Genomic DNA, 23099 nt, shown 5'->3' on the forward strand with positions numbered 1-23099 from the left:
CGACCGGGCGCCGCAAAAAGCCGCGGGACGCGGGGGAAGGGGAGAAGAGAAGCGAAGACGGCGACCCGCTACCGGTCTCTGACGATCAGGACTGCGCCGGCCAGCACTAACACGACGGAGACGAGCGTGATAGCGACGTGGAGTTCGGTGAACCAGAACGGGGTCTGGAGTCCGGTCTGGAACACCACGAGGAGCAGCGAGAGGACGGGGACGTCCCCGTTCGCGCCGTCGCTCGCCGCGCGGTCGAAGGCGTACCGCTGCCCGCCGACCGTCTCGCCTTCGGGGAGTCGTTCGGCCTCGTAGGGGACCTCCGGCGTCCCGTAGCTCCACACCGTCTCGCCGGACTCGTTCACCTCGACGATGCGCTGGTTCAGCGAGTCGGTGACGAGGGTGTTGCCGTTCTCCAGCCGGTCGGCGTCGCGAGGCCAACTGAACTCGACGCCCTCGGCCTCGTAGAGGGTCCACGCCGGCTCCCATCGGCCCGTCGACTCGTTGCGGTGGAGTTCGACGACGCGGTCGTTGTGGCTGTCGGCGACGAGGACCGACCCGTTGCCCAGCCACTGGGGGTTGTGCTGCTGGCGGAGCAGTTGCGGGTCGCCGAAGCCGTCGCCGTCCTCGTCCTCGTTGATGACCTCGACGACGCCCTCGCCGCGTTCGACGATGACGAGTTGGTGGGCGTTCCGCACGGAGACAAGGTAGCGGTCCTCGCCGATGACGTCCACGTCGTTGATGTGGAGCCAGTCGGTCCGCGTGGGGTCGTCGGGCGCGTCGTACATCGAACTCGCGTTCCACTGCCAGGTCACCTCGCCGTTCTTCACGGTGAACACGCGCTCGTACTCCATGTCCGTCATGAGGTACTCGCCGGAGTCGAGTTTCTCCACGTCGTGCACCTCGCTGTTCGCTCGCGTCCGAACGGGGAAGGAGTACTCGTAGACGATGTCGGCCCCGCCCCCGTCGTTCGGGTCAAGAATGCGGAAGCCGGTGTGCGTGCACGGCGAGTCGTACGGGCCGCACTCCTGATAGCCGGAGTCCATGAAGCCCGCCATGACGCTCCCGTTGTCGAGCATCGTCACGTCGAAGTAGCTGTCCGTCTCCGCGGCCCGCCACTGCATCTCGCGGCCGTCGAGGAGGTACACCGACCCGCGTTCGTGGAGGCCGGGGCCGCCGCCTTGCGACCCCACGAGCGTCTGTCGGGTGCCGTCGCCGGCGCCGTCGCCGGCGGCGCCGACGTTCGGTGCGAGGGCCGCGCTGACGACCAGCGAGGAGACGAGGAGAGCGACGCCGAGGACGACGAGCGCCGTCCCGGTTCGTCGCGACGTATCCGGGCGTAGTCCGGTCATCGGTTACCGGTGACTGGACCCACGGCGACGAAAAGCGTTCGGTCCGTCGGCCGCCTCCGAGGAACGGTCAGTCGCGTGTCGCTTTCAGTTCGAGCGTGTAGCCGAACGGGTCTGTGACGTAGACGGCGGGGGCGACGCCCGTCGCGCCGAGCGGTTCGAGTTCGCGGTCGAGTTCGACGCCCGCCTCGTCCAACTCGGCTTTCAGGTCCTCAATGTCGGCGTCGACGCGGAAGGCGAGGTGGTCGAACCCGTCCCCCGACGGCGTCCGGAACTCCTCGTCGGGTTGCAGGTGGAGGACGGCGCCCGGCGCGAGGCGCACGGAGAAGAAGGGTTTCTCGCCCGCCTCGTACAACTCGCGGTTCTCTATCTGCAGCCCCAATCGGTCGCGGTAGAACGCGACGGCGCTCTCGACGCCGTCCGCCGGGATGTGGAGGTTCGCGTGGTCTATCTCGGTGACGTCCATGCGGAGGTGAACGGGCCCGACCGACGTAGATTCCGGGGGCGCGGCTGCCGCCGAGGAGAAAAGATTATGCTCCGTTCGTCAGTTTACTCACGATAACCGATATGTATCGACTCGCCCGCGCTCACGCTCACGAACGGTCCGCGTCGACGCCGCGGGCGACGGTGTAGATGTTCGTCGGACACGAGTTCTTCGCGTTCGCCCTCGCCGGCGTCGGCGTCCGTCTGGCCGGTGGAGACGCGCGTACCGCCCTCACCGCAGGGTTCGTCGCCGCCCTCTGCGCGCTCCTTCCGGACCTCGACATCGCCTACGGGTTCGCGACGTACCTCCTCGCCGTCGGCCGCGGCGCGCCCCTCTCCTGGGAGGCGTTCTGGGTCGTCGCCAACGGCGTCCACCGCGTCGTCACGCACCCCCTCCCCGTCGGCGTCGCCGCGACGTGTTGGTTCGCGGCCGCCGCCGCGGTCGGACGCGTCCGCGACGCCCGGGCGGACGTCCGCGCCGTTTCAGTGACCGCGGCCGGCGCTCTCGCCGTCGTCGCTCTCCTCGCCGCCGGGGCCGTCGTCCCGGCGATGGGCCGCGTCGCGGGCGACGCGTCGGCCGTCGTCGCCGCCGTCTACCTCGGCACCGTCTGCGTCGCCGGCCTCGCCGTCGCCCGACGGACCGACGCACCGGTGGGCGTCCTCGTCGTCGCCGCCGGCGTCGGCTTCCTCTCGCACCCCTTCGGCGACGTGTTCATGGCCGCGCCGCCGCCGCTGTTCTCGCCGTTCGCCGCCGCACCGCCGACCGGTCGGGTGGCGTTCGCGGCCGACCAGACGCTGAACCTCCTCGGCGTCCTCTTCGTCGAGGTGGCGGCGGTGTGGGCGGGCTTTCTCGTCTGCCTCCGCCTGACCGGCCGCCGCCTGCGCGAGGCGTTCGCGGGCCGGGCCGTCGTCGGCGTCGGCTACGCGCCCGCGGCGTTCCTGCTCCCCCAACCGACGATGGTTGACGCGCACGTCCTCGGGTTCACCGTCGTCCCCCTCGCCGTCGTCGTCGGCGCGACGGCCGCCGGGTGGGGGACCGGAACGCGGGCCGACCGCGCGGTGCGCGGCCTCGCGACCGGACTCGCGACGCTGACGGTGGCCGGAGGGGCGTACCTGCTGGTGTACCTGCTGGCGTGAAACCTCAGAGGGAGACGCCGTCGAGGTCGGATTCCAACCCGTCGACGTGGTCGTTGTACGACTCGACGAACCCGGCGAAGTCGCCGACGAGGCGGCGCACGTCCGGCGCGGCGGGCGGTTCGTACTGCGAGAGGAGGTAGATGCCGCCCTCGCCGCCGACCCGGAGGTACGACGCCCGGTCGACGTCGCGCTTCAGTTCCCAGCGGGTGCCGGAGACGGTGGTCGCGAAGGTGCCGTAGTCGGTGCCGTCGTAGCGGTGCAACTGGACGGCAATCTCGTCGCACACCTCCCGAATCCGGCCGACGACCCGGTCGCGTTCCGAGACGACGGCGTCCGTCCCGCGGGGGTCCGGGAAGTCGGTGGAGACGTCGTCGAGGACGCCCGAGAGCGAGGCGACGTGGTCGTTGTACGACTCGACGAACGCCTCGTAGTCGGCCATCGCCGTCGCCAGTTCCTCCGGGTCCGGCGGGCGCTTCGTCGAGACGACGTACGTGGCGGACCCGCCTCGTCCCTCGAACCGGAGGTACTGGAGCGCACCACCCTCGTACTTCAGCGTCCACGTTCCCCGGTCGGTCTTGAACGACCGCTGGCCGTAGTCGCCGCCCTGGAGGAGAGCGAGTTCGCGCGCGATGCGGCCGGCGTGGGACTCGACGGCGGCGACCACCTCGTCGCGTCGCTCGGCGACGGCGGCGGCGTCCGCGACGTCGAAGTCTATCCCCTCTGTCATTCGTGTCGCGGAAGGGGAGCGACGGGGATAACGCCTCTGAACGCGCGGGGTCGGCGGGGCGGCGGGCGCCGAAACGGGGCAGGGCGAGGGGGCCGGTACGAGCATCAGCGGGGTGAGAGGGCGTCGGCGGCGAAAAGCGGGGACCGAAAAGAAGCGGAATCGAGATGTTCGTGGGGAGAGAGTCTCAGTCGACGATGAACTGGGTGGCCACCTCCAGCACTTCCGCCCGGCCCTTGGCCTCGTCGACGACGTTCGGGAACGGGGTCGCGCCGTTCAGCGCGTTGAGGAACGCGGCGTGACGGGCCTCGACGCTGTGGATGCCGAGCGCGGCCGACAGGAGGTCGTCGCTGCCGATGTACGGCGCGGCGCCCGCGTAGGCGGCGACGCCCGTGTTCTCGAGCGCCATTCCCGTCTCGAGGAACGCCGTGGGGTCGTCCGTGACCATCGTGCCGAACTCGTACTCGGCCTTCTCGACGGGCGTGCCGCCGAGGTCCGTGATGACCTGTTCGAGCGTCTCCACGTGGGCGGCCTCGTGCTCGCCGATGGTGGTGAGGTGCTCGTAGACGGCCTCCTGGGCGGCGGAGGGGAGGTGGGAGATCATCCCGGAGCCGGTGATCGTCTCGTAGCTGTAGAACCCGCCGAGCGACTTCAGGTTGTGCTGGTAGAACGCGTCTTCGAGATGTTCGAGGGTGAGCGCGTAGTTCAGCACGTCGACGTCCCAGATGCCGGAGCCGGCTATCTCGGTCGCGCCCTCGGAGTTCTCGGAGCCTTCGCCCGACCCCTTGCCGTTCCCGTTCCCGTTGCCCTGATGGTTGTCGGCCGCCACACCCGACGTCCCGAACGCCAACGCACCGAGTCCCGCCGCAGTCGAACCCGCGAGGAACCCGCGCCGCGAGGTGACCGCTTCTTGAACCGACTCTACGCCCGCGCCGAACGGCGACCCGTTCGTTCCGTCTTCCGTGTTATCTTCGTTCGTCATCAGTAATCACGCGCCGAAGCGCACCTACAACTGCGTCTGTCGGTTAAATGAGGGTTTTCCGAACTCCCACCCAAATTCGTACTTAGTCACCATTAGTGAAATAAAATAGGGAGTGTATCTCTCACCGAAGAGGGTGACGCGGCGGGAGCGGCGTCGGCTCATTCGCGGGGGCGGTCGGTCCGCCCAATTCATAGGCGTCCGCCTCGAATCGACGGACAGGTATGGGTGGTGATTCGCGGTCCGACGCGTCCGGACCGAGACGGCGGTTCCTCCGGCGGGTCGGCGCGGGGACGGCGTCGGCGCTCGCCGGCCTGAGCGGATGCGGTCGGCCCGACTCCGACTCGGAACCCTCGACGACGAACGCGGAGACGCCCGTCCCCGACACCGCCACCCCGACGGCGACACCGGAACCCGAGTCGTCGTCCCTCATCGACGTCCGCGGCGCGGTGTACTTCCCCTCCCGGACGTTCAACCAGTACCAGGCGTGGGAACTGTACGACCCGGAGGAAGCGGCCCGCGACCTGTCGTACGCGCGGTCGGTCAACGTGAACGCCCTCCGAACGCTCGTCAGCTACGAGTACTGGCGCGACAACCCCGCCGAGTCCCGGCAGAAACTCGACCACTTCTTCGGGGCGGCCGCCGAACGCGGCGTCGGGGTGTTGCCGGTGCTGTTCGAGAGCATCGGCGAGGAACCCACGGCGGAGAACCTCTACGACCGGGACGTTCTGCGCAACGGCGCGATTCGGTCGCCGTCCCACGAGGTCATCAGGAACGAAAGCGAGTGGGCCGGCCCGCACCAGTTCGTCCGGTGGTTCGTCGAGCGGTACGGCGGCCACGAGGGATTCCTCGCCGTCGAGGTGATGAACGAACCCGGGGAGTGGGACGACCGGGTCCGGTTCTGTCGGGCGATGCTGCAGGCGGCCCGCGGCGCCGACCCGGACGCGCCGCTCACGATGGGGTGTATCGGTCTGTCGAACAACCTCCTGTACGACGACCCGCCGCTCGACGTGTTCCAGTTCCACTACAACCTCCCGCCGACGGCGGCGCACATGGAGTCGGCGCTGACGGAGGCCGCCCGGTTCTCGCGGGAGACGGAAACGCCGGTGTGGCTGACCGAGTGGCAGCGCACCCGCGAGGAACCGCCGGACGTGCTCGTCCCCAACTACTCCTCGCTGGCGACGACGGTGCGCGGCGGCGACATCGCCGGCGACTTCTTCTGGCAACTGATGCTCAAGCCGGCGTACGGTGCCGTCCAGCGGGCGAAGGGACGCCTCAACGGACTGTTCTACGAGGACGGCTGGGTGTACTCCGCGGACGACGCGCGGGCCATCGCGGGGGAGGACGGCGACTGGAACAGCCGTCAGACGTGGCCCGAGTGGGCGAAGGAACTCCGTCGGAGCGATAACGACGACGACGGTTAGTAACGCGAAACGCTTCGCGTCGCTCACGCCGTTCGCGGCGACGGCGCAGATTCGAACCACGGTCGCTCGCTTCGCTCGCTCCCTGATTCGAATCTGCTTGGGTACGTTTCACACCCACTACGGACTCCTCACTATCGCTCGTCGTTGCGAAGTGGGGTGAAAATGGGCCGGCGCAGATTCGAACTGCGGTTACGGCCACCCGAAGGCCGAAGGATACCAAGCTACCCCACCGGCCCGCACCTCGAACTGAGTCCTGCGGCGCGTTTAACAGTTGTGATTCGCGGTGTCGTCAGTACGTCGCGAATCCCTCGGTATCGAGGTAGTTGTGGACGACGGTGACGGCGTGGTCGGCGTGCAGCACTTCCGGCCCGAGGCGGACCCGTTCGTCGGCGGCGTCGGCGAGGAGGGCGGCCTCCTCGTCGGTGAAGTCACGGTGGTCCGAGAGGACGAACACCGGATTCTCGGGGGGTTCCACGTCGACCACCGGGTCGCCCGCCTCGTGGAGTTCGACGACGGTGCCCTCGTCGGCGACGGCGTCGAGCGTCGACTCGAACCCCATCCGGCGGAGGGTCACGCCGGGACTGGCGTCCGCGGGCATGTGTCCGATGGCCTCCTCTCGGACCTCCAACGCGCCGCGTATCAGCGCCGCGGTACTCCGTTCGTCGGGGTTGAGGCGTCGGAGTTCCGCCCCCTCGAACCGGACCGTGTACTCGTCTCCGAGGACCAGGTGGACGCGGACCGAGTCTCGAATCGCGTGCGAGAGGAAGAACGCGGAGTTGACGCACCGACACAGGACGTCGAGGCGCCCCGCCGCCCCGGCCAAATCGTCCAACGAGAACTCGGCGGTCGTCGGCGCATCGTGACCGATGATGACGAACTGTCGCATGTGCGGTCCTCCCGCCGGACGCCTAAGGCTCTATCCTCTCGCCGACCGGCGGGTTTACCGAGGGTGATGACAGTCGGACTAAGCATAACGAACTATCAGGCGGGTTTGAATCGGACGAACGCGCATCTATCTACTCAGAGAAGATACAAGCGAGTCACGTATCTGACTTAAGGCGACGAATCGTGGTAAAACAACGAACCGGGCATCAGTTCACCGACATACATTTAACCACCAATGTTTTACAAGAAAAAAGCTGCTCCCGGCCGTTTCACCCGGGTTAGGACAAGATTTGCCTGTACCGGAGGACATTCGTTAGGTATTTATTCGGCCAGTTGGTGATTCTGGATATCCCTCGGCACAAGGTGTACTAACCTATGTCAGACAAACACAAAACCTATCACAGCAAACTGAACCGTCGCCGCGTTCTGCAGGGACTCGGTGGCGTGGGTATCGCGGGTCTCGCCGGCTGCGCCGGCGGCTCCGGGAACGAGACGGAGGGCCAGAGCGGAACGGGCACCGGCGGCGGGAGCGCCACGGAGGGCGAGAGCACGGACGGCGGAAGCTCCGGTTCCGGCGGCAGCCTCCGGATGGCGCTGGTCAAGAGCCCCATCGAGTTCGACCCCATCGTCCTCAACGACGTGCCGTCCTCGCAGGTCGTCGACCGGGTCGTCGAAGGGCTCTACACGTACGACGAGAGCACGGGCGTCGTGCCGCTCCTCGCCGACGGAGAACCGACCGTCGAGAACTCGGGACAGCGCTACACCGTGACGATTCAGGACGGGGCGACGTTCTCGAACGGCAACCCCGTCACTGCCAGCGACGTGAAGTACTCCTTCGAGGCGCCGGTCGAAGAGGAGACCGAGAACGCCTCGGAGGTGAACATGATCGACTCCATCACCGCGGTGGACGAGAAGACGGTGCAGTTCGACCTGCAGTACCCCTACGCGCCGTTCAAGAACACGCTCACCTGGTACGTCGTCCCGCAGTCCGTCCGCGAGGAGGACAAGCAGGCGTTCAACACGGGCAGCGCGCTCACCGGGTCGGGTCCGTTCGTCTTCGAGGAGTGGCAGGAGGGTAACTTCGCCCGCCTGTCCGCCAACGAGGACTACTGGGGCGACCCGAAGCCGAATCTCTCCGAGATAGAGTTCGTCCCCGTCGAGGAGGCGACCACCCGCGTCACGACCCTCAAGAACGGCGAGAACGACGTGGTCGAAGAGATTCCGCCGAAGCAGTACGCGACGGTCAAGAGCATCTCCGACGCCAGCATCAGCGAGGTGCCCGGAATCGGCTACTTCTACGCGGCGTTCAACTGCAAGGAGGGGCCGACGGCTGACCCCAAGGTCCGCGAGGGCATTGACTACGCCTTCGACATGGATTCGGCCGTCTCCAACTACGTCGAACCGACGGGCGTGCGCCAGTACAGCCCGTACCCCCTCTCCATCGCGGAGGACTGGGGCTTCCCCATCGAGGAGTGGAAGCAGATTCCGCACTCGAAGAACGTCGACCAGACGAAGACGCTGTTCGACGAGGCCGGCGTGCCGGACGACTACTCGTTCAAGGTCATCGTTCCGCCGGACGACAAGCGCGAACAGATCGGCATCACCATCTCGAACGGCATCAAGGAGGCCGGATGGGACGCGACCGTGCAGCGTCTCGACTGGGGCGCGTTCCTCAACAAGTACGTCTCCGGGAAGGAGGCCGACTACAACATCTACACGCTCGGCTGGTCCGGCACCCCCGACCCCGACGCGTTCGCGTACTACCTGTTCGGTCGGACCGACGACACGCTCGGCGTGACGAACGGGACGTACTACGGCAACAACAGCGAGAGCGGAAAGCGGGTCGCCGAGAAGTTCCTCGAAGCCCGCCGCACGCCGGAACAGGAGGCGCGCAAGCAGCTCTACGTGGAGGCGACGACGACGCTCCTCAACGACCGCGCGCACCTGCCGGCGTACAACCTCAAGAACAGCTTCGGCGTGAAGAACTACGTGAACGACTGGCACGCACACCCCGTGAGCAGCTTCACGCTAGCGACCGACTACAACAACGTCTCCGTCAGCGAGCAGTAGAACGACACGACGGAGGCCGCGATGCCACATTTATGTACGCACCAACCACAACCCGACGTTTAGAGACATACGTGACCGGAACGCGGGGAAGAAACTGACGATGGGACGCCTCCGTTACACCATCAGCCGACTGCTCCAAGCGGTGCCGGTGATAGTCGGCGTGATCACCATCACGTTCTTCCTCACCGACGCGATTCCGGGCGACCCCGTACAGATCATGCTCGGCCCCTCGCCGAGCGCACAGCAGGCCGCCGCCATCCGCGCGAAGTACGGGCTGGACCGACCGCTCTACGTCCGGTACTTCAGCTACCTGTTCGACGTCATCCGACTCGACCTCGGAACGAGTATCTACTACCAGGTGCCGGTCACGCAGAAAATCATGGAGCGCCTGCCGGTGACGCTGTACCTCCTGCTCGCCAGCTTCACGTTCGCGCTCGTGACCGCCGTTCCGCTCGGTATCATCTCGGCGAAGCGCCGCAACCAGCCGACGGACCACGTCTCTCGAGTCGTAGCGCTGTTCGGCGTCAGCACGCCCTCTTTCTGGATCGGGCTGATGCTCATCATCATCTTCTCGTTCTGGCTGGGGTGGCTGCCGTCGACGAACATCATCCTCCCGTGGACCGGACCCGCGAACGTGGACGGCGCGAGCAACCAACTCGACGTGATAATCAAATCGCTCCAGCATCTCGTCATGCCGATGATCACGCTCGGGACGCTCCAGATGGCGGCGTTCACCCGCATCGAGCGCTCCTCGATGCTCGAAGTGCTCGGCGAGGAGTACGTGAAGCTCGCGCGCGCCTACGGCGTCAGCGAGAGCAAAATCGTCCGCAAGCACGCCTTCCGGAACGCGCAACTGCCGCTCATCACGCTCGTCGGCCTCCAACTGACGAGCGCGCTCGGCGGGGCGGTGCTGACGGAGACGGTCTTCTCCATCAACGGGATGGGCCGGCTCATCATCACGGCCGTACAGAATCAGGACTACCAACTCATCATGGGGACGACGCTCGTGTTCGGTCTCGTGTTCGTCATCGGCGTCATCATCACGGACCTCTCGTACGCCTACGTCGACCCCCGAGTCTCCTTCGACGGGAGCGAGTAACTCATGGCGACACAGACAGGAACCTCTCTCGACGCGGACGAAAGCGGCCCCGAACAGCCCGAGGCCCGAGTCGGATTGCGCTACACCCTCTCGCAGGTCAAGCGCGACCCGACGGCGCTCGTCGGGCTCGGAATCATCGTCTTCATGTGCGGCGTCGCGTTCATCGGATTCGTTGACGGCGTCCTCTTCGACTTCCTCGGCGACTTCGACGCCTTCGCCAACATGGGCGTCCACCAGTACGTGCTGGCGGAGACGTTCTGGGTCAACCCGGCGAACGACCCGAACAGCGCGCAGATACTCCGTCCGCCCGTCTACCTGACGAACCAGCTCTACCCGAACGAACCCGGCACGTGGGCGCACCCGCTCGGCACCGACCACCGCGGGCGCGACATCCTCGTCCGCCTGTTCTACGGCACGCGCATCGCCATCACCGTCGGCATCGTCTCGACGGGCATCGCGCTGGTGCTCGGAACGCTCGTCGGCGCCGTCGCCGGATACTACGGCGGCTGGATCGACGACGCCCTCATGCGCGGCTCCGAGACGCTGTACGCCATCCCGTTTCTCATCCTCGTCATCGCGTTCATGACCGCGTTCGGGCAGAAACTGTCGTACGCGATGATCGGCGTCGGTATCGCCACCATCCCGACGTTCGCCCGCCTCATCCGCTCGCGCGTGCTCTCGGTGCGCGAGGAAGACTTCATCGAGGCCGCGCGCGCGGCCGGCGTCCGCGACCGCGACATCATCCTGCGGCACGTCGTCCCGAACAGCTTCGCGCCCGTGCTCGTGCAGGCGACGCTGCAGATCGGGGTCAACATCCTCATCATCGCCGGGCTGTCGTTCCTCGGCTACGGCGCGCAGCCGCCGACGCCCTCGTGGGGACAGATGCTCTCGAACTCCCGACAGTACATGCTGCCGAACGCGTGGTTCAGCATCTGGCCGGGCATCGCTATCCTGATCACCGTCGTCGGCTTCAACCTCATCGGCGACGGCCTGCGCGACGCACTCGACCCGCGGATAAACAACTGATGAGCGAACCAATACTCAAAGTCGAAAATCTGAAGACGCAGTTCTTCACCGAGGAAGGGACCGTCCGCGCGGTGGACGGCATCTCCTTCGAGGTGAACGAAGGCGAACTCGTCGGCCTCGTGGGCGAGTCCGGCGCGGGCAAGTCCGTGGCGACGAGTTCGATCATGCGGCTCGTGGAGGACCCCGGCGAAATCGTCGGCGGCACGGTGACGTACAAAGGTAAGAAACTCGTCGACTTCGAGGAGGGACCGGACGGCGAACTCCGACGCTCCTCGGAGATGCTGTCGAACGAGCAGATGCGCAAGCAGATCCGCGGCAAGGAAATCGCCATCATCTTCCAAGACCCGATGGAGGCGCTGAACCCCGTGTTCAAGGTCGGCGCGCAGCTTCGCGAGTTCATCGAGATAAACCGCGGCATGAGCGGGAAGGAGGCCAAGCGAATCGCCGTCGACATGCTCCGGGAGGTCGGCATCCCCGAACCCGAGAAGCGCTACGAGAGCTATCCGCACCAGTTCTCCGGCGGGATGCGCCAGCGCGTCATCATCGCGATGGCGCTGGCGTGCGAACCCGACCTCATCATCGCCGACGAACCGACGACGGCGCTGGACGTGACCGTCGAGGGACAGATTCTGGACCTCGTCGAGGACCTCCGGCAGAAGTACGACACCTCCTTCGTCTGGGTCACGCACGACCTCGGCGTCGTCGCGGAGATATGCGACCGCGTGAACGTGATGTACCTCGGCGAGATAATCGAGCAGGCGGACGTGGACGACCTGTTCCACAAGACGCGGCACCCGTACACCGAGGCGCTGTTGAACTCCATCCCGCGACCCGACCAGTCGGTCGACGAACTGAACCCCATCAAGGGCGTGATGCCCGAGGCTATCAACCCGCCGTCGGGGTGTCGGTTCCACACTCGCTGTCCGGACGCGCGGACCGTCTGCAAGGAGGTCCATCCCGCCTATCAGGACGTCAGCGACCCGGACGAGGCGAGACACATGGTCTCCTGCGTGAAGTACGAGAACGTCGGCTACGACGACGCCGAACCTCTCGAAACGGAGGCGACCGGCGCGTTCGGCAGCGGCCTCGTCGAGGCTCGGGGTGAGAGCCAATGAGTCAGGGAATGGTCACCGGAAGCGACGACGATATCGACTTCGGCGAGACGCTCCTCCGCGTGGAGGGACTCACCAAGTACTTCAGTCAGGGCAGCGGCCTCATCGCCAGCCTGTTCAACGACGAGGAGGTGAAAGCGGTCGACGACGTCTCCTTCGACATCGCGAAGGGCGAGACGCTGGGACTCGTCGGCGAGTCCGGGTGCGGGAAGTCGACGCTCGCGCGGACGGTGCTTCGCCTGCTCGAACCGACCGACGGCGCGGTGTGGTTCAAGGGAGACAACCTCGCGGAGATGAGCGGCGAGGAACTCCGCTCGATGCGCGAGAACATCCAGATGATCTTCCAGGACCCCCAGTCCTCCTTGGACCCGCGGATGAAAGTCGGCCCCATCGTCGAGGAACCGATGAAGGCGCACGGACTGTACGGGGGCGAACGCGAGCAACGGGCGCGGATGCTGTTGGAGAAGGTCGGCCTCGACCCCCAGCACTACAACCGCTACCCCCACCAGTTCTCCGGCGGGCAGCGACAGCGGGTCAACCTCGCCCGCGCGCTGGCGGTCAACCCCGACTTCATCGTCTGCGACGAACCCACTTCGGCGCTCGACGCCTCCATCCAGGCGCAGGTGCTGAACACGATGCGGGACCTACAGGATGAGTTCGGGCTGACCTACCTGTTCATCAGCCACGACCTGAGCGTCATCCGCCACATCTCCGACCGCGTGGCCGTGATGTACCTCGGACAGTTGGTCGAACTGGCGGAGACCGAGGAACTGTTCGAGCGCCCGCAACACCCCTACACGGAGGCGCTCTTGCAGTCGATTCCGGTGCCCGACCCGCGGGCGAGCGGTCAACGGGGCGTGCTCGAAGGCGACGTCCCCTCGCCCATCGACCCGCCCTCGGGCTGTCGGTTCCGAACGCGCTGTCCGCGACTCATCGCTCCCGAGGAGTACGACTTCTCGGCGACGGAGTGGGAACGCGTGCGGGCGTTCATGCGCGAGACCCAGCGCCGCACGTTCGAGGCCGACGGCGAGGCGTCGCTCCGCAACGAGTTCTTCCCGGACGGAACGCCCGAAGGCGAGGCCGGGTCGCTCGTGGAGCAGAGCATCGACGAGGTGCTGAACGACGACTGGGACGCCGCCGAGGAGCGACTCACGGGGGCGTTCGCCGAAGAGAGCATCTGCGCGCAGGAGATTCCCTCCTACGAGGTCGAACCGGTCCACGGCGACGGCGTCCACTTCGCCGCCTGCCACCTCCACAACGACGACGTGCGGGGCAGCGTCGACGCCGACTGACCCGTCTCTCGTTCTCTCCGGATATCCGTTTCGAGCCCCGAACGCGCGAGCGGCGGCGTCAGCGCTCGATTCGAATCGTCGTCGCGTCGGCGGGGCGGTTCCCCGCGAGGGCGAGGTGGGCGCCCACCTCGTGGACGCCGGGGTCGGGTTCGACCCACCGGGTCGCCGCGCCGTCGCCGCCGACGCGCTTGAACAGGCCGTTCCACGTCCGCGTGACCACCTTCCGCTCGCCGCCGCGGAACGTGAGTTTCGAGGGCGACTCCGAGACGTAGACGCGTTCGTCGCTGGCCTCCAACTCGCCGTCGACGGTCCACCCCCACAGGCGGCGCGTGGGCGTCGTCACGCTCACGGGGAGGGGGAGGCGGTTCTCGATGACGACGGTGAGTTCCACCGGGTCGCCGACGGCGTACGTCTCGCGGTCGGTCCGGACGGTGACGGAGAGCCCCCGTCTGACGATGGCCTGCGGGACGAACTTTCCGAGGGCGGCGGCGACCGGGCTCTTCGTCTCGTCGAATCCGTAGCGGTCCCCGCGTCTTCCGTCGCGTCCGTCGGTCGGCATCCGTCGCCCTGGGTTGTCGCGCGCGGCGTTTACCTCCGTCGGTCGTCCGGTCGTCCGGTCGTCCGGCCGTCCGGCGCGAGGGGTTATGCCCTCCCGCCCCCGACCGTCCGCATGGACCGACGCGAACTCCTCGCGTTCGCCGGCCTCTGCGGTCTCGGGGCGACGAGCGGGTGTCTCGGATACACCGTCGTCGAACGGGACGCCGTGACCGACCGCCGCGTCCGCATCGCCGAGTTGGAGGCGAAACTGCGGGCGCGGGAGGAAGAGATGGCGTCGCTGCGCGCCGAACTCGACGCGCTCCGGGACCGAATAGCGGGGCCGGAGGTGAACCTCGTCCGGGCCGTCGAATCGTGGTCGCGCGCCGGGGACGTGGTGACGGAACAGACCGACCGCGTGGCGGGCGAGACGCTCACCGCGGCGGTGAGCTACGACTACCCGGTTCACCCGGCCGCCGGCGGGACGGGTCGCGCCGACGCGACCGTGCGGGTCGAACTGCGGCGCGGCGACGACGTCGTCCGCGAGGCGGAGACGCGGGTCCGCATCACCCTCGACCGGGACCAGACGCTCGCGGAGAGTCCGCTCGAACTGGCCGTCTCGGACCTCGACGCCGGGGAGTACGCGCTGGCGGCGCGCGTCGTCGACAACGTGAGCGGCCTGACGTCGCCGACGGCCGAGACGACGGTCGAACTCGGCTGAGCGGCGGGAAACAGCCCCGCCTCCGAGCCGTTCCGTTCACTCGCGGCGTCGGCGGAGCGCGTACGCCGAGAGGGCCGCGCCGCCGGCGGCGCCGGCGAGAAGGTTGGGTACGTCGACGGCTCGACGGACGCGCGACGGCGAGAGCGTCGCGCGTTCGCGAAGCGCCCCCTCCTCCTCGGCACTCTCGGGGACGGAGGCGACGTACTCGCGCACCTCGCCGGGAGCGATGTGGGCGGTCACGGCGTCGTCCAGGAGCGACCCGTCGAGTCCGGCGGCCTCGGCGGTCAACTCGTACGTCGCCGCCCGCTTGCCGACGACGGAGACGCGGTAGTCGCCGGCGGGCGCGTCGTAGCGGTAGCGCGTGCCGTACACGTCCCCCCGACTCCGGTCCATCATCTCGGCGCGGTTGCGCCCCACGGCCGTCCCGTCGGGAGCGACGACGGAGAGGCCGACGTTCGGCGAGGAGACGGTGAAGCGGACGGCGCGTTCGAGCAGGTGCGAGAAGTCCCCGTCGTCGGTCCGTCGAGGGGCGGTCACGTCGGCGTCGGCGCGGATGGCCCGGTCCCAACGGTTGAACACGAGGCTGTCGAACTCGGCGTGGTTCGCGAGCGGTCTGTCCGCGTTCGGAACCACCTTCAGCCGTCGGCGGTACCGCGGGCGGTAGGACTTCGCCGGGACGTTCGGGTTGTAGACGTCGAGCAGCGTCGCGTCCCCCCGTTCGGCGTAATCGTAGACGAGCACTTGGTGGGACAGGCGCGTGGCGGTGTCGACGAGCGTCACGCCCGCCGTCCCGAAGGCGTCCACCGTCGCGGTCAGCGCCGCGAGTTCGGCGGCGTGGTCTATCTTCTGCGGGCGGAGCATCCGACGCCGACCCAACCACGAGTGCACGTCGAGCAACTGCGTCGACTGGTACTCGTCGATGCGGGTACCGACGGTGCCGCCCTCCCCGCGGGGCACCTCCGGCGTCCGGAGTTCGGCGGCGTGCTCGACCGAATCGGGGAGCGCGTTCGGGTCCTCGAAGAACTCCTGCGCGGCGAACGTCATGCCGTAGCAGTGGCCATCCGTCGAAGACAACTGCGCGGCGGCGACGCGAATCTGCGAGGCGACGAGGCCGACGAGGGCGTCCGGCAGGCGGGCGACGGGCGTGCCGAACAGGTCGGCGAACGGCCCCTGCCAGTCGAGGCGGACGCACTCTCGGACCTCCTCGTCGGCCAGTCTGCGGTGGTCGTGGCCGGGGTAGGCCCGTTCGCTCCCCCGCCAGTTTCGGAACCCGAACCCGTGGACGGAGGGGTCGAACCCCTCCCGGGGGTCGGCGGCCGCGACGCCGGGCGCCGCGGCGAGACCGACCGCCCCCGCGCCGACGGACGCGAGGAACCGCCGCCGTCCCATCTTCGTCATCGCCCCCTAGTGTAGGCGGAGCGGACTTGACTGTTTCCCGGAGCGTCGTTTCCGGCGCAAAATATCGGTCGGTCGACAGTGGTCGGCGCTCCGAGGTTCGCCCGGCGAGGGGCAACGCGGAACCCGCGCGCGTCGTGACGCGATTCAGACGTCGATGGTCGGGACGCCGCCGCCGTCCACGCGGTAGGTCGACCCGGAGACGTACGAGGCGAGGTCGGAGACGAGAAAGGCGACGACGGGCGCAACCTCCTCGGGTTCGGCCACTCGGTCGAACTGGAGAGCGGGCTTTTCCTCCTCCAAGAACGCCCGTTCGGCCTCCTCGACGGAAATGTCCCGTTCGTCGGCTATCTCCTCGAACATCGCCTGCACGAGGGGCGTCCGCGTCGTCGGCGGCGCGACGGCGTTCACGCGGATGCCCTCCCCCAGATACGCCTTCGAGAGGTTCTGTGTCAGGTTGATTATCGCGGCCTTCGAGGCGTTGTACTGCGGCATCTTGTCGTGCGGCATCAGTCCGGCGTCCGAGGCGACGTTGACGACGCTGCCGCCGTCGCCCTCTTTCAGGTAGGGGAGCGCCGCCTTCGTGACCCGCATCGTCCCGAAGAGGTTCGTGTCGATGACCGTCCGCCACTCCTCCTCGGGGACCGAATCGAGCGTCTCGAAACTGCCGGTCGTGCCGGCGTTGTTCACGAGGACGTCGACGCCGCCGAACTCCGCGACCGTCTCCTCGACCAGTTTCTCCACGTCGTCGGGGTCGGTCACGTCCACCTGCACCGTGAGGACGTCGCCGTCCATCTCGGCCGCCGCGTCCGCCAGTTCCTCCTCGCCGCGGGCGCAGATACAGACGTCCGCGCCTTCCGCGGCGAGGGTCTCTGCGATAGCCTTCCCGATACCCTTGCTGCCGCCGGTGACGACGGCGACTCGGTCGTCGAGAGCGAGGTCCACGTGCGCGCTTCGGGCGTGAGCGGAAAGAGGGTTGTCGCCGCGGAAGGCGCGTTCGCGTCCGGGTTCAAGTTCGGGTTCGGTTCGCGTCCCGTGCCCGCGCGAGTCGACTCGCGGGGCGACGGGGTTAGCGGGAACGGCGGGAACGTGGGAGCGGCGAATCCGGTTCAGTCGGTCAGCCCGTAACCGCGCTTGAAGAGGGCGACGTTCAGCGCCGTCACGCCGGCGGTGAGGGCGACGAGGACGGCCAGGGAGGCGTTCGGGTCCACCTCGCTGACGCCGAGGAAGCCGTAGCGGACGCCGTTGACCATGTATATCATCGGATTCAGCAGCGACACCTGCTGGACCGTCGCCGGCAGTTCTCCCAGCGAGTAGAACACGCCGCCGAAGAACACCAGCGGTCGCAGGATGAACTGGTTCATCATCGTCAGGTCGTCGAAGTCGTCGGCCCACAGGCCGCCGACGACGCCGAACCCGGCGAACAGCAGGGTGATGACGAGCATGAACGCGACGAGGTAGAAGGGGTTTTCGACGCCAACGGTGGTGAAAAAGGCGCCGATGACGGCGACGAGGGCGCCGACGACGACGCCGCGGGCCGCAGACGAGAGGACGAACGCGCCGACCATCGACCGGTACGACAGGGGGGAGGTGAGCACCTCCTCGATGTAACGGTTCCACCGGCCGTGGAAGATGGAGAAGGAGGCGTTCTCGAAGGCGTTCGACACCGCGCCGAGGACGATGAGACCGGGGAGGATGAAGAGGATGTACGGGACGCCCGCTATCTCGTTGATGCGTTCGCCGAGGATGACGCCGAACACCGAGAAGTACAGTACGTTCGTGATAAAGGGCGGGACGAACGTGTTGCGCGGGCGGCGGATAAATCGGAGGACCTCGCGCTTGAGGAGGGCGTAGAAGCCCGTTCGTTCGACGTTCATTGCTTCGCCTCCGCCGTCGCGCGGTCCTCGTCGGTTCTCGTCATCTCGACGAACACCTCTTCGAGCGAGGTGCGCGAGATTTCGAGGTCGACTATCTCGTGGCCCGCGCTATCGAGGCGGCGGACGAGTTCGGGGGCGACGAGGCCGCCCTCGTGGGCGGTGACGACGAGGCGCGCCCCGTCGAGTTCGACCGCTTCGACCCGGTCGTTCTCGGCGGCGAAGTCGGGGACTGCGGTGGGCGCGTTCCGCAGGGTGACGACCACGTCGTCGGTGCCGCGGTTCATCAGGTCCTCGGGACTCGCCACCTCAACCACCCGGCCGGAGTCGAGGATGGCCACCTCGTCGCAAAGGCGTTCGGCCTCCTCGATGTAGTGGGTCGTCAGGAGGATGGTCGTCCCCGAGTCGTTCAGTTCGGTGATGGTCTCCCACAGTTCGCGGCGGAGTTGCACGTCGACGCCGGCGGTGGGTTCGTCGAGGATGAGGAGGTCCGGGTCCGTGATGAGGGCGCGCGCGAGGACGAACCGGCGTTTCATCCCGCCGGAGAGCCAGTCGAACCGGGTGTCGCGCTTGTCGTAGATGCCGACGCGCTTGAGCACCTCGTCGGCGCGTTCGGCGGCCTCTTCCTCCGAGACGCCGTGGTAGCCCGCCTTGTGCTGAAGCACCTCGCGGATGGGGAAGAAGCGGTCGACGTTGAACTCCTGGGGCGCGAGGCCGATGCTGTCTCTGGCCTCGCGGTAGTCGTCCTCCACGTCGTAGCCGAACACCTCCGCGCGGCCGCCCGACTTTCGAACAAGGCCGACGAGGACGTTGATGAACGTCGTCTTTCCCGCGCCGTTCGGGCCGAGGAGGCCGAAGAACGACCCCTCGGGGACGTCGAGGTCGACGCCGTCGAGTGCCTGCACGTCGCCGTAGGACTTCCGTAAGTCGCGTATCGTGATCGCAGAAGACATCGGATACCGAAGGTCGGCGACTGCGCGGATTAAGCGCACCGACCGCGGAACCGGGTGAGAGACGCTGGCACGGACGACGAACGGCGACGCGACTATCGATAGAATCCTAGAAAGAGTATTAGACACATACTCATCTGTATTAGGTGCTAATTTACACTAAAGAATATTAACACTATCAATCATTATGTTTATTTAGGAGACTGAAGACGGAGCAGACGAGGTGACACAGGATGGCAGTACCCGGCGCAGTACGCGCCCACCGCCCCGCGTTCCGTCAGCAGAACCGCTCGACGAACAGCCCCGACCCACCGATACGAGATAGATGACGACACCCACGACCCGACGCACGACCCGAACGATGACCCGAGACTACCCGAACAACGAGGAGAACATGGACGCCCCGCTGGTCCCCTTCATCGCCGACCCGACCGGCCGGACGGAATCGACGGAACCGACGGAACCGACGACGTCGACGCCGACGGGGACGGAAACGTCCGGGAGAACCGACGAGGACGACATCGGCGGTCTGCGCCGCGATATCGCCGCCCTGCGCGACCAACTGGAGCGACTGGAGACGCGGATGGAGACGGAGGAGCGACGATGAGTTCCGACCCCTACGAGCGCACGACGGGCGCCGACGTGTTCACCCGCGACGTCGACAACGAGTCCGCCCGGGAGTTCCGCCGGATGCTCGACGAGCAGAACTTCGTCTTCGCGCCGGGCATCTACCACGCCCTCGACGCCCGACTGGCCGAACTCGCCGGCCTCGACGCGGCGTACATGAGCGGCTACTCGACGGTTCTCGGCCAGTTCGGGTTCCCGGACCTGGAGATGGTGACGATGACCGAGATGGTCGAGAACGCGAAGCGCATCGTCGAGGCGACGGACCTGCCCGTCGTCGCCGACTGCGACACCGGCTACGGCGGCGTCCACAACGTCCGCCGCGCCGTCCGCGAGTACGAGAAGGCGGGCGTCGCCGCGATTCACATCGAGGACCAGACGACGCCGAAGCGCTGCGGCCACATCGCCGGCAAGGAGATCGTCTCGCGCGACAAGGCCCGCGCGCGCTTCGAGGCGGCCGTTGACGCCAAGCAGTCCGAGGACACGTTCATCATCGCCCGGACGGACGCCTACGGCTCCTCGAACGGCGACTGGGAGGAGCACTTAGAGCGCGGACGCATCTACGCCGACGCCGGCGTCGACATGGTCTGGCCGGAGATGCCCGACCCCTCGCGCGAGGACGCCGTCGAGTACGCCGAGACCATCCACGAGACGCATCCCGACCTGAAGTTGGCGTTCAACTACTCCTCGTCGTTCGCGTGGTCCGAGGAGGAGGACCCGCTCACGTTCGAGGAACTCGGCGACCTCGGATACGAGTACATCTTCATCACGCTGTTCGGCCTGCACTCGGGCGCCCACAGCGTCTACGAGGACTTCAGCAACCTCGCGGAGAACGACGAGGTCGGACAGATGGACCTCGAAGAGCGCTACATCGGTCACCCGACCGAATCGCACCACGAACTCGCGTTCGTCTCCGACTACCAGGAGACGGAGATGGAGTTCGACCGCGAGGCGCGCGAGCGAATCGAGAGCTCCGAGGGCTTCTCGGAGGAACAGAGCGACCCCATAGAGAGCGACGACTGACGATGAGCGAGCAATCATCCCAGACGGTCGACCGGACGGAAACGGAAGCGGTCCAGCCGACGATGCGGCGGAGCCAACTGGCGACGCCCGGCAGCGACGAGACGATGGTGCAGAAAGCCCCCCAATCGGGTGCCGACGAGGCGTTCTTGGACCTCGAAGACGCCGTCGCGCCCGGCGAGAAGGTGGACGCCCGCGAGACGGTCATCGAAGGCCTACGGGACGGTGAGTGGACGGAGACGCGGGCGTGCTTCCGGATGAACGGCGTCGACACCGAGTGGTGGTACGACGACGTCATCCAGGTGGTCGGCGCCGCGGGCGAGTCCGTCGACACCATCATGGTGCCGATGTGCCACGACGCCTCGACGGTGCAGACGGTCGACAACCTCCTCACGCAGGTGGAGGCCAACGAGGGCCTACCCGAGGGGGAGATAGGCCTCCAGTGTCAGATCGAGTCCGCGTCGGGCATGACGAACGTCGCGGAGATAGCCCGCGCCTCGGACCGAATGGAGTCGCTCGTGTTCGGACCGGGCGACTACACCGCCAGCGTCGGCGCGGCGGGTCTGACCATCGGGTCCGGCGGCGACTACCCCGGCCACTACTGGCACTACCAACTGGCCCGCATCGCCCACGCCGCGAAGGCCGAGGGGTTGCAGGTTATCGACGGGCCGTACGCCGAAATCGAGGACCCCGAGGGGTTCCGCGAGTCGTGCCGAAACGCGAGCCTCCTCGGCTGTGACGGCAAGTGGGCCGTCCACCCGAGTCAGATCGAAATCGCGAACGAGACGTTCGCCCCCGACCGCGAGGAGGCCGAACGGGCCCGGCGCATCGTCGAGGCCTACGCCGAGGCGACGGCGCAGGGGAAGGGCGCCGTTTCCGTCGACGGGGAGATGGTCGACGAGGCGACGAACAAGATGGCGCGTCGACTCGTCGCCCGCGCGGAGGCCGCCGGGGTGCTCTGAGACGAGGTAGCTCGTATCACACCTGAAAAAATATTAAGTAGAACTACCCCGTCTGCCGAATCGAGTCCCGCGACCCGCGGGCAGAGGAACCGATGCTCCGTCACACCGCCACTCGTCGTCCGACTCCGACGGTAGCCGCGCGTGCGGCCGCCGTGGTCGGCGACGAGGGTAAGTGGAGCATCGGAATCGACGCGGAGTTCTCCGGCGACGGTTCCGAGAATTCCCCCCTCTGCGTCCGGTCCGCGCTCGGCGCGTAACGTCGCGCCGCGCGGGCGGGGTCCGGGAACCCGGCTTCGTCTCCGTGTGACTCACGCTCGACCGAGACGACGCCGGCCTCGCACCTTTCTCGCGCGGCCGACCACGCTCCGAGTGCCCACCGTCGCGTCCGCGACTCCGCCCTGACGCGACGCGACCGGACCGCTCCCGTGTCGGCACTCGACGCCTCGTCCCGACGGACGCGGCGGGAGGCGCGTTCGACTCGCGCCGGGAGTTTATGGCAATCAGTCATGCCGGTCCGGAGGCACAGCAAGCGAACGAAAAAGAACGCGTCGTCCGCACGTCGTTGACGGTTCTCGTCACGCGGAACGCGGACGGGAACTTAGAAGAGGGCGTCCGCGCCCGCCTCGCCGCCGTCGACTGCGTCGTCGGCGTGGACCGCGCCGACGTGAGCGGGTTACGACCCGCACTGAACGACGTGCGCGTGCAGGTCGACGTCACCCTGCGTGTCAGCGGTCCGCCCGACGAGGCGAGCGTCGCCACCGCCCTCGAATCGGGCTTCGGCGTCAAGGAGGTGCGGGAGGTGGAGGTGGCGTAGGTTCCGCCCCCGCTTCGGCCCTCCCCCACGCGCGCCGCGGCGAACGCTCAAGTCCGTCCGTCGCCACGTAGAGTCGTGAGTTCCGCAGACCCCTCCAACGCCGACGCCGCCCCGTTCGTCGTCCACGGACCGGTGACGGACGCCGCCGACCCCGAAGCCGAGGCCCTCGCGCGTCTCCGGCGGGTGAGCTACTACATGGACAGCGCGATAGAGATTCCGGGGACGAACCTGCGAATCGGGCTGGACCCGATTCTGGGACTGCTCCCCGTCGCGGGCGACTTGCCCGCCGCGGCCGTCTCAGCCTATATCGTCGCGGAGGCCGCGGCCCTCGGCGCGCCGCGGGAGACGGTGGCGCGGATGGTCGGCAACCTCGCTGTCGACGCCGTCGTCGGGTCGATTCCCCTCGTCGGCGATGTCTTCGACGCCGCGTGGAAGGCGAATCAGCGAAACGTCCGCCTGTTCGAGGCGCGGCGCGCCGACCCCTCGGGCGCCGAACGCGACGGGCGGGTGCTCGCCGTCGCCGGCGTCCTCCTGTTCTGCCTCGTCGTCGTCCTCGGCGCCGGCGTCGCCCTCGCCTCGTGGTGGCTCCTGTCGCAACTCGTCTGAAAGGGGAAGACAGAAACGCGGTCCACGTCAT

General features: G+C 67.5%; 23 protein-coding genes and 1 tRNA gene. 13 read left to right on the forward strand and 11 right to left on the reverse strand.

Annotated features, from left to right (window positions below; translation table 11 throughout):
- Positions 1-68: 68 nt before the first annotated feature.
- Positions 69-1340: a hypothetical protein gene (locus NDI76_RS13900; protein ID WP_310924685.1), complete on the reverse strand. Its 1272-nt coding sequence runs from the start codon at positions 1338-1340 to the stop codon at positions 69-71.
- Between the two features lie 67 nt (positions 1341-1407).
- Entirely contained in the window at positions 1408-1803 is a 396-nt protein-coding gene (locus NDI76_RS13905; RefSeq protein ID WP_310924686.1) for a VOC family protein, read from the reverse strand.
- 167 nt (positions 1804-1970) lie between these two features.
- On the opposite strand from NDI76_RS13905, the gene NDI76_RS13910 reads away from it, so the two are divergent.
- Positions 1971-2957, forward strand: coding sequence for a metal-dependent hydrolase (locus NDI76_RS13910; RefSeq protein WP_310924687.1), 987 nt, complete (start codon positions 1971-1973; stop codon positions 2955-2957).
- Between the two features lie 4 nt (positions 2958-2961).
- Here the strand turns inward: NDI76_RS13910 and NDI76_RS13915 are convergent, their stop codons facing one another.
- Both NDI76_RS13915 and NDI76_RS13920 read right to left on the reverse strand, forming a co-directional pair.
- Complete coding sequence (locus tag NDI76_RS13915; RefSeq protein WP_310924688.1) at positions 2962-3684, reverse strand: profilin-fold protein; 723 nt, start codon at positions 3682-3684, stop codon at positions 2962-2964.
- Positions 3685-3868: 184 nt separating this feature from the next.
- Entirely contained in the window at positions 3869-4663 is a 795-nt protein-coding gene (locus NDI76_RS13920; RefSeq protein WP_310924689.1) for a ferritin-like domain-containing protein, read from the reverse strand.
- Positions 4664-4884: 221 nt separating this feature from the next.
- Here NDI76_RS13920 and NDI76_RS13925 point away from each other — a divergent pair, with 221 nt between their 5' ends.
- On the forward strand, positions 4885-6084 hold the full coding sequence (locus NDI76_RS13925; protein WP_310924690.1) for a glycoside hydrolase 5 family protein: 1200 nt from the start codon (positions 4885-4887) through the stop codon (positions 6082-6084).
- Positions 6085-6247: 163 nt separating this feature from the next.
- On the opposite strand, the gene NDI76_RS13930 is transcribed toward NDI76_RS13925, so the two are convergent.
- Together NDI76_RS13930 and trmY are read right to left on the reverse strand one after the other, a co-directional pair.
- Positions 6248-6320: transfer RNA gene (locus tag NDI76_RS13930), tRNA-Pro, on the reverse strand.
- A 53-nt stretch (positions 6321-6373) separates the two neighbouring features.
- Entirely contained in the window at positions 6374-6970 is a 597-nt protein-coding gene (gene trmY / locus NDI76_RS13935) for a tRNA (pseudouridine(54)-N(1))-methyltransferase TrmY (RefSeq protein ID WP_310924691.1), read from the reverse strand.
- A gap of 374 nt (positions 6971-7344) precedes the next feature.
- On the opposite strand from trmY, the gene NDI76_RS13940 reads away from it, so the two are divergent.
- The 5 genes from NDI76_RS13940 (at position 7345) to NDI76_RS13960 (ending at position 13568) form a co-directional block, all read left to right on the forward strand.
- A complete protein-coding gene (locus NDI76_RS13940; protein WP_310924692.1) occupies positions 7345-9039 on the forward strand; it encodes an ABC transporter substrate-binding protein in 1695 nt (564 codons plus the stop codon).
- A gap of 100 nt (positions 9040-9139) precedes the next feature.
- A complete protein-coding gene (locus NDI76_RS13945; RefSeq protein WP_310924693.1) occupies positions 9140-10138 on the forward strand; it encodes an ABC transporter permease in 999 nt (332 codons plus the stop codon).
- Between the two features lie 3 nt (positions 10139-10141).
- On the forward strand, positions 10142-11164 hold the full coding sequence (locus tag NDI76_RS13950; RefSeq protein WP_310924694.1) for an ABC transporter permease: 1023 nt from the start codon (positions 10142-10144) through the stop codon (positions 11162-11164).
- The gene (locus NDI76_RS13955) at positions 11164-12279 is read left to right on the forward strand and encodes an ABC transporter ATP-binding protein (RefSeq protein WP_310924695.1); all 1116 of its coding nucleotides are present in this window, start codon (positions 11164-11166) and stop codon (positions 12277-12279) included. Before NDI76_RS13950 ends, NDI76_RS13955 begins: the two co-directional genes overlap by 1 nt.
- Entirely contained in the window at positions 12276-13568 is a 1293-nt protein-coding gene (locus NDI76_RS13960) for an ABC transporter ATP-binding protein (RefSeq protein ID WP_310924696.1), read from the forward strand. The genes NDI76_RS13955 and NDI76_RS13960 overlap by 4 nt, the downstream gene beginning before the upstream one ends.
- 58 nt (positions 13569-13626) lie before the next feature.
- Here NDI76_RS13960 and NDI76_RS13965 read toward each other — a convergent pair whose 3' ends face one another.
- Positions 13627-14127, reverse strand: a complete 501-nt coding sequence (locus NDI76_RS13965; protein ID WP_310924697.1) for a DUF7974 family protein — start codon at positions 14125-14127, stop codon at positions 13627-13629.
- Between the two features lie 111 nt (positions 14128-14238).
- On the opposite strand from NDI76_RS13965, the gene NDI76_RS13970 reads away from it, so the two are divergent.
- Positions 14239-14823 (forward strand): hypothetical protein, encoded by a 585-nt coding sequence (locus tag NDI76_RS13970; RefSeq protein WP_310924698.1) that lies wholly within the window; start codon positions 14239-14241, stop codon positions 14821-14823.
- A 36-nt stretch (positions 14824-14859) separates the two neighbouring features.
- Here NDI76_RS13970 and NDI76_RS13975 read toward each other — a convergent pair whose 3' ends face one another.
- The 4 genes from NDI76_RS13975 to NDI76_RS13990 all read right to left on the reverse strand — a co-directional run bounded on the left by NDI76_RS13975 (position 14860) and on the right by NDI76_RS13990 (position 19045).
- Positions 14860-16221, reverse strand: a complete 1362-nt coding sequence (locus NDI76_RS13975; RefSeq protein ID WP_310924699.1) for a hypothetical protein — start codon at positions 16219-16221, stop codon at positions 14860-14862.
- Between the two features lie 144 nt (positions 16222-16365).
- On the reverse strand, positions 16366-17163 hold the full coding sequence (locus NDI76_RS13980; protein ID WP_310924700.1) for an SDR family NAD(P)-dependent oxidoreductase: 798 nt from the start codon (positions 17161-17163) through the stop codon (positions 16366-16368).
- A 164-nt stretch (positions 17164-17327) separates the two neighbouring features.
- Complete coding sequence (locus NDI76_RS13985; RefSeq protein ID WP_310924701.1) at positions 17328-18095, reverse strand: ABC transporter permease; 768 nt, start codon at positions 18093-18095, stop codon at positions 17328-17330.
- Complete coding sequence (locus NDI76_RS13990; protein WP_310924702.1) at positions 18092-19045, reverse strand: ABC transporter ATP-binding protein; 954 nt, start codon at positions 19043-19045, stop codon at positions 18092-18094. Before NDI76_RS13990 ends, NDI76_RS13985 begins: the two co-directional genes overlap by 4 nt.
- A 358-nt stretch (positions 19046-19403) precedes the next feature.
- Between NDI76_RS13990 and NDI76_RS13995 the strand changes: the two genes are divergently transcribed.
- From NDI76_RS13995 to NDI76_RS14015, 5 genes are all read left to right on the forward strand, one after another.
- Positions 19404-19649 (forward strand): hypothetical protein, encoded by a 246-nt coding sequence (locus tag NDI76_RS13995; protein WP_310924703.1) that lies wholly within the window; start codon positions 19404-19406, stop codon positions 19647-19649.
- Positions 19646-20689, forward strand: coding sequence for an isocitrate lyase (gene aceA, locus NDI76_RS14000; protein ID WP_310924704.1), 1044 nt, complete (start codon positions 19646-19648; stop codon positions 20687-20689). The genes NDI76_RS13995 and aceA overlap by 4 nt, the downstream gene beginning before the upstream one ends.
- A gap of 2 nt (positions 20690-20691) precedes the next feature.
- Complete coding sequence (locus tag NDI76_RS14005; RefSeq protein ID WP_310924705.1) at positions 20692-21648, forward strand: HpcH/HpaI aldolase/citrate lyase family protein; 957 nt, start codon at positions 20692-20694, stop codon at positions 21646-21648.
- Between the two features lie 493 nt (positions 21649-22141).
- Entirely contained in the window at positions 22142-22462 is a 321-nt protein-coding gene (locus NDI76_RS14010) for a hypothetical protein (RefSeq protein WP_310924706.1), read from the forward strand.
- Between the two features lie 75 nt (positions 22463-22537).
- Positions 22538-23068, forward strand: a complete 531-nt coding sequence (locus tag NDI76_RS14015; protein ID WP_425498368.1) for a DUF4112 domain-containing protein — start codon at positions 22538-22540, stop codon at positions 23066-23068.
- The last annotated feature ends 31 nt before the right edge of the window (positions 23069-23099 follow it).

Source organism: Halogeometricum sp. S1BR25-6, from assembly GCF_031624495.1.
GTDB lineage: Archaea > Halobacteriota > Halobacteria > Halobacteriales > Haloferacaceae > Halogeometricum > Halogeometricum salsisoli.

Coding starts and splice junctions, on each gene's coding strand:
- NDI76_RS13990 (WP_310924702.1), bottom strand. CDS start 19,045: ATGTCTTCTGCGATCACGATACGCGACTTACGGAAGTCCTACGGCGAC.
- NDI76_RS13960 (WP_310924696.1), top strand. CDS start 12,276: ATGAGTCAGGGAATGGTCACCGGAAGCGACGACGATATCGACTTCGGC.
- NDI76_RS13965 (WP_310924697.1), bottom strand. CDS start 14,127: ATGCCGACCGACGGACGCGACGGAAGACGCGGGGACCGCTACGGATTC.
- NDI76_RS13925 (WP_310924690.1), top strand. CDS start 4,885: ATGGGTGGTGATTCGCGGTCCGACGCGTCCGGACCGAGACGGCGGTTC.
- NDI76_RS13945 (WP_310924693.1), top strand. CDS start 9,140: ATGGGACGCCTCCGTTACACCATCAGCCGACTGCTCCAAGCGGTGCCG.
- NDI76_RS13905 (WP_310924686.1), bottom strand. CDS start 1,803: ATGGACGTCACCGAGATAGACCACGCGAACCTCCACATCCCGGCGGAC.
- NDI76_RS14010 (WP_310924706.1), top strand. CDS start 22,142: ATGGCAATCAGTCATGCCGGTCCGGAGGCACAGCAAGCGAACGAAAAA.
- NDI76_RS13915 (WP_310924688.1), bottom strand. CDS start 3,684: ATGACAGAGGGGATAGACTTCGACGTCGCGGACGCCGCCGCCGTCGCC.
- aceA (WP_310924704.1), top strand. CDS start 19,646: ATGAGTTCCGACCCCTACGAGCGCACGACGGGCGCCGACGTGTTCACC.
- NDI76_RS13975 (WP_310924699.1), bottom strand. CDS start 16,221: ATGACGAAGATGGGACGGCGGCGGTTCCTCGCGTCCGTCGGCGCGGGG.
- NDI76_RS13940 (WP_310924692.1), top strand. CDS start 7,345: ATGTCAGACAAACACAAAACCTATCACAGCAAACTGAACCGTCGCCGC.
- NDI76_RS13900 (WP_310924685.1), bottom strand. CDS start 1,340: ATGACCGGACTACGCCCGGATACGTCGCGACGAACCGGGACGGCGCTC.
- NDI76_RS13950 (WP_310924694.1), top strand. CDS start 10,142: ATGGCGACACAGACAGGAACCTCTCTCGACGCGGACGAAAGCGGCCCC.
- trmY (WP_310924691.1), bottom strand. CDS start 6,970: ATGCGACAGTTCGTCATCATCGGTCACGATGCGCCGACGACCGCCGAG.
- NDI76_RS13955 (WP_310924695.1), top strand. CDS start 11,164: ATGAGCGAACCAATACTCAAAGTCGAAAATCTGAAGACGCAGTTCTTC.
- NDI76_RS13910 (WP_310924687.1), top strand. CDS start 1,971: ATGTTCGTCGGACACGAGTTCTTCGCGTTCGCCCTCGCCGGCGTCGGC.
- NDI76_RS14005 (WP_310924705.1), top strand. CDS start 20,692: ATGAGCGAGCAATCATCCCAGACGGTCGACCGGACGGAAACGGAAGCG.
- NDI76_RS13920 (WP_310924689.1), bottom strand. CDS start 4,663: ATGACGAACGAAGATAACACGGAAGACGGAACGAACGGGTCGCCGTTC.
- NDI76_RS13970 (WP_310924698.1), top strand. CDS start 14,239: ATGGACCGACGCGAACTCCTCGCGTTCGCCGGCCTCTGCGGTCTCGGG.
- NDI76_RS13995 (WP_310924703.1), top strand. CDS start 19,404: ATGACCCGAGACTACCCGAACAACGAGGAGAACATGGACGCCCCGCTG.
- NDI76_RS13985 (WP_310924701.1), bottom strand. CDS start 18,095: ATGAACGTCGAACGAACGGGCTTCTACGCCCTCCTCAAGCGCGAGGTC.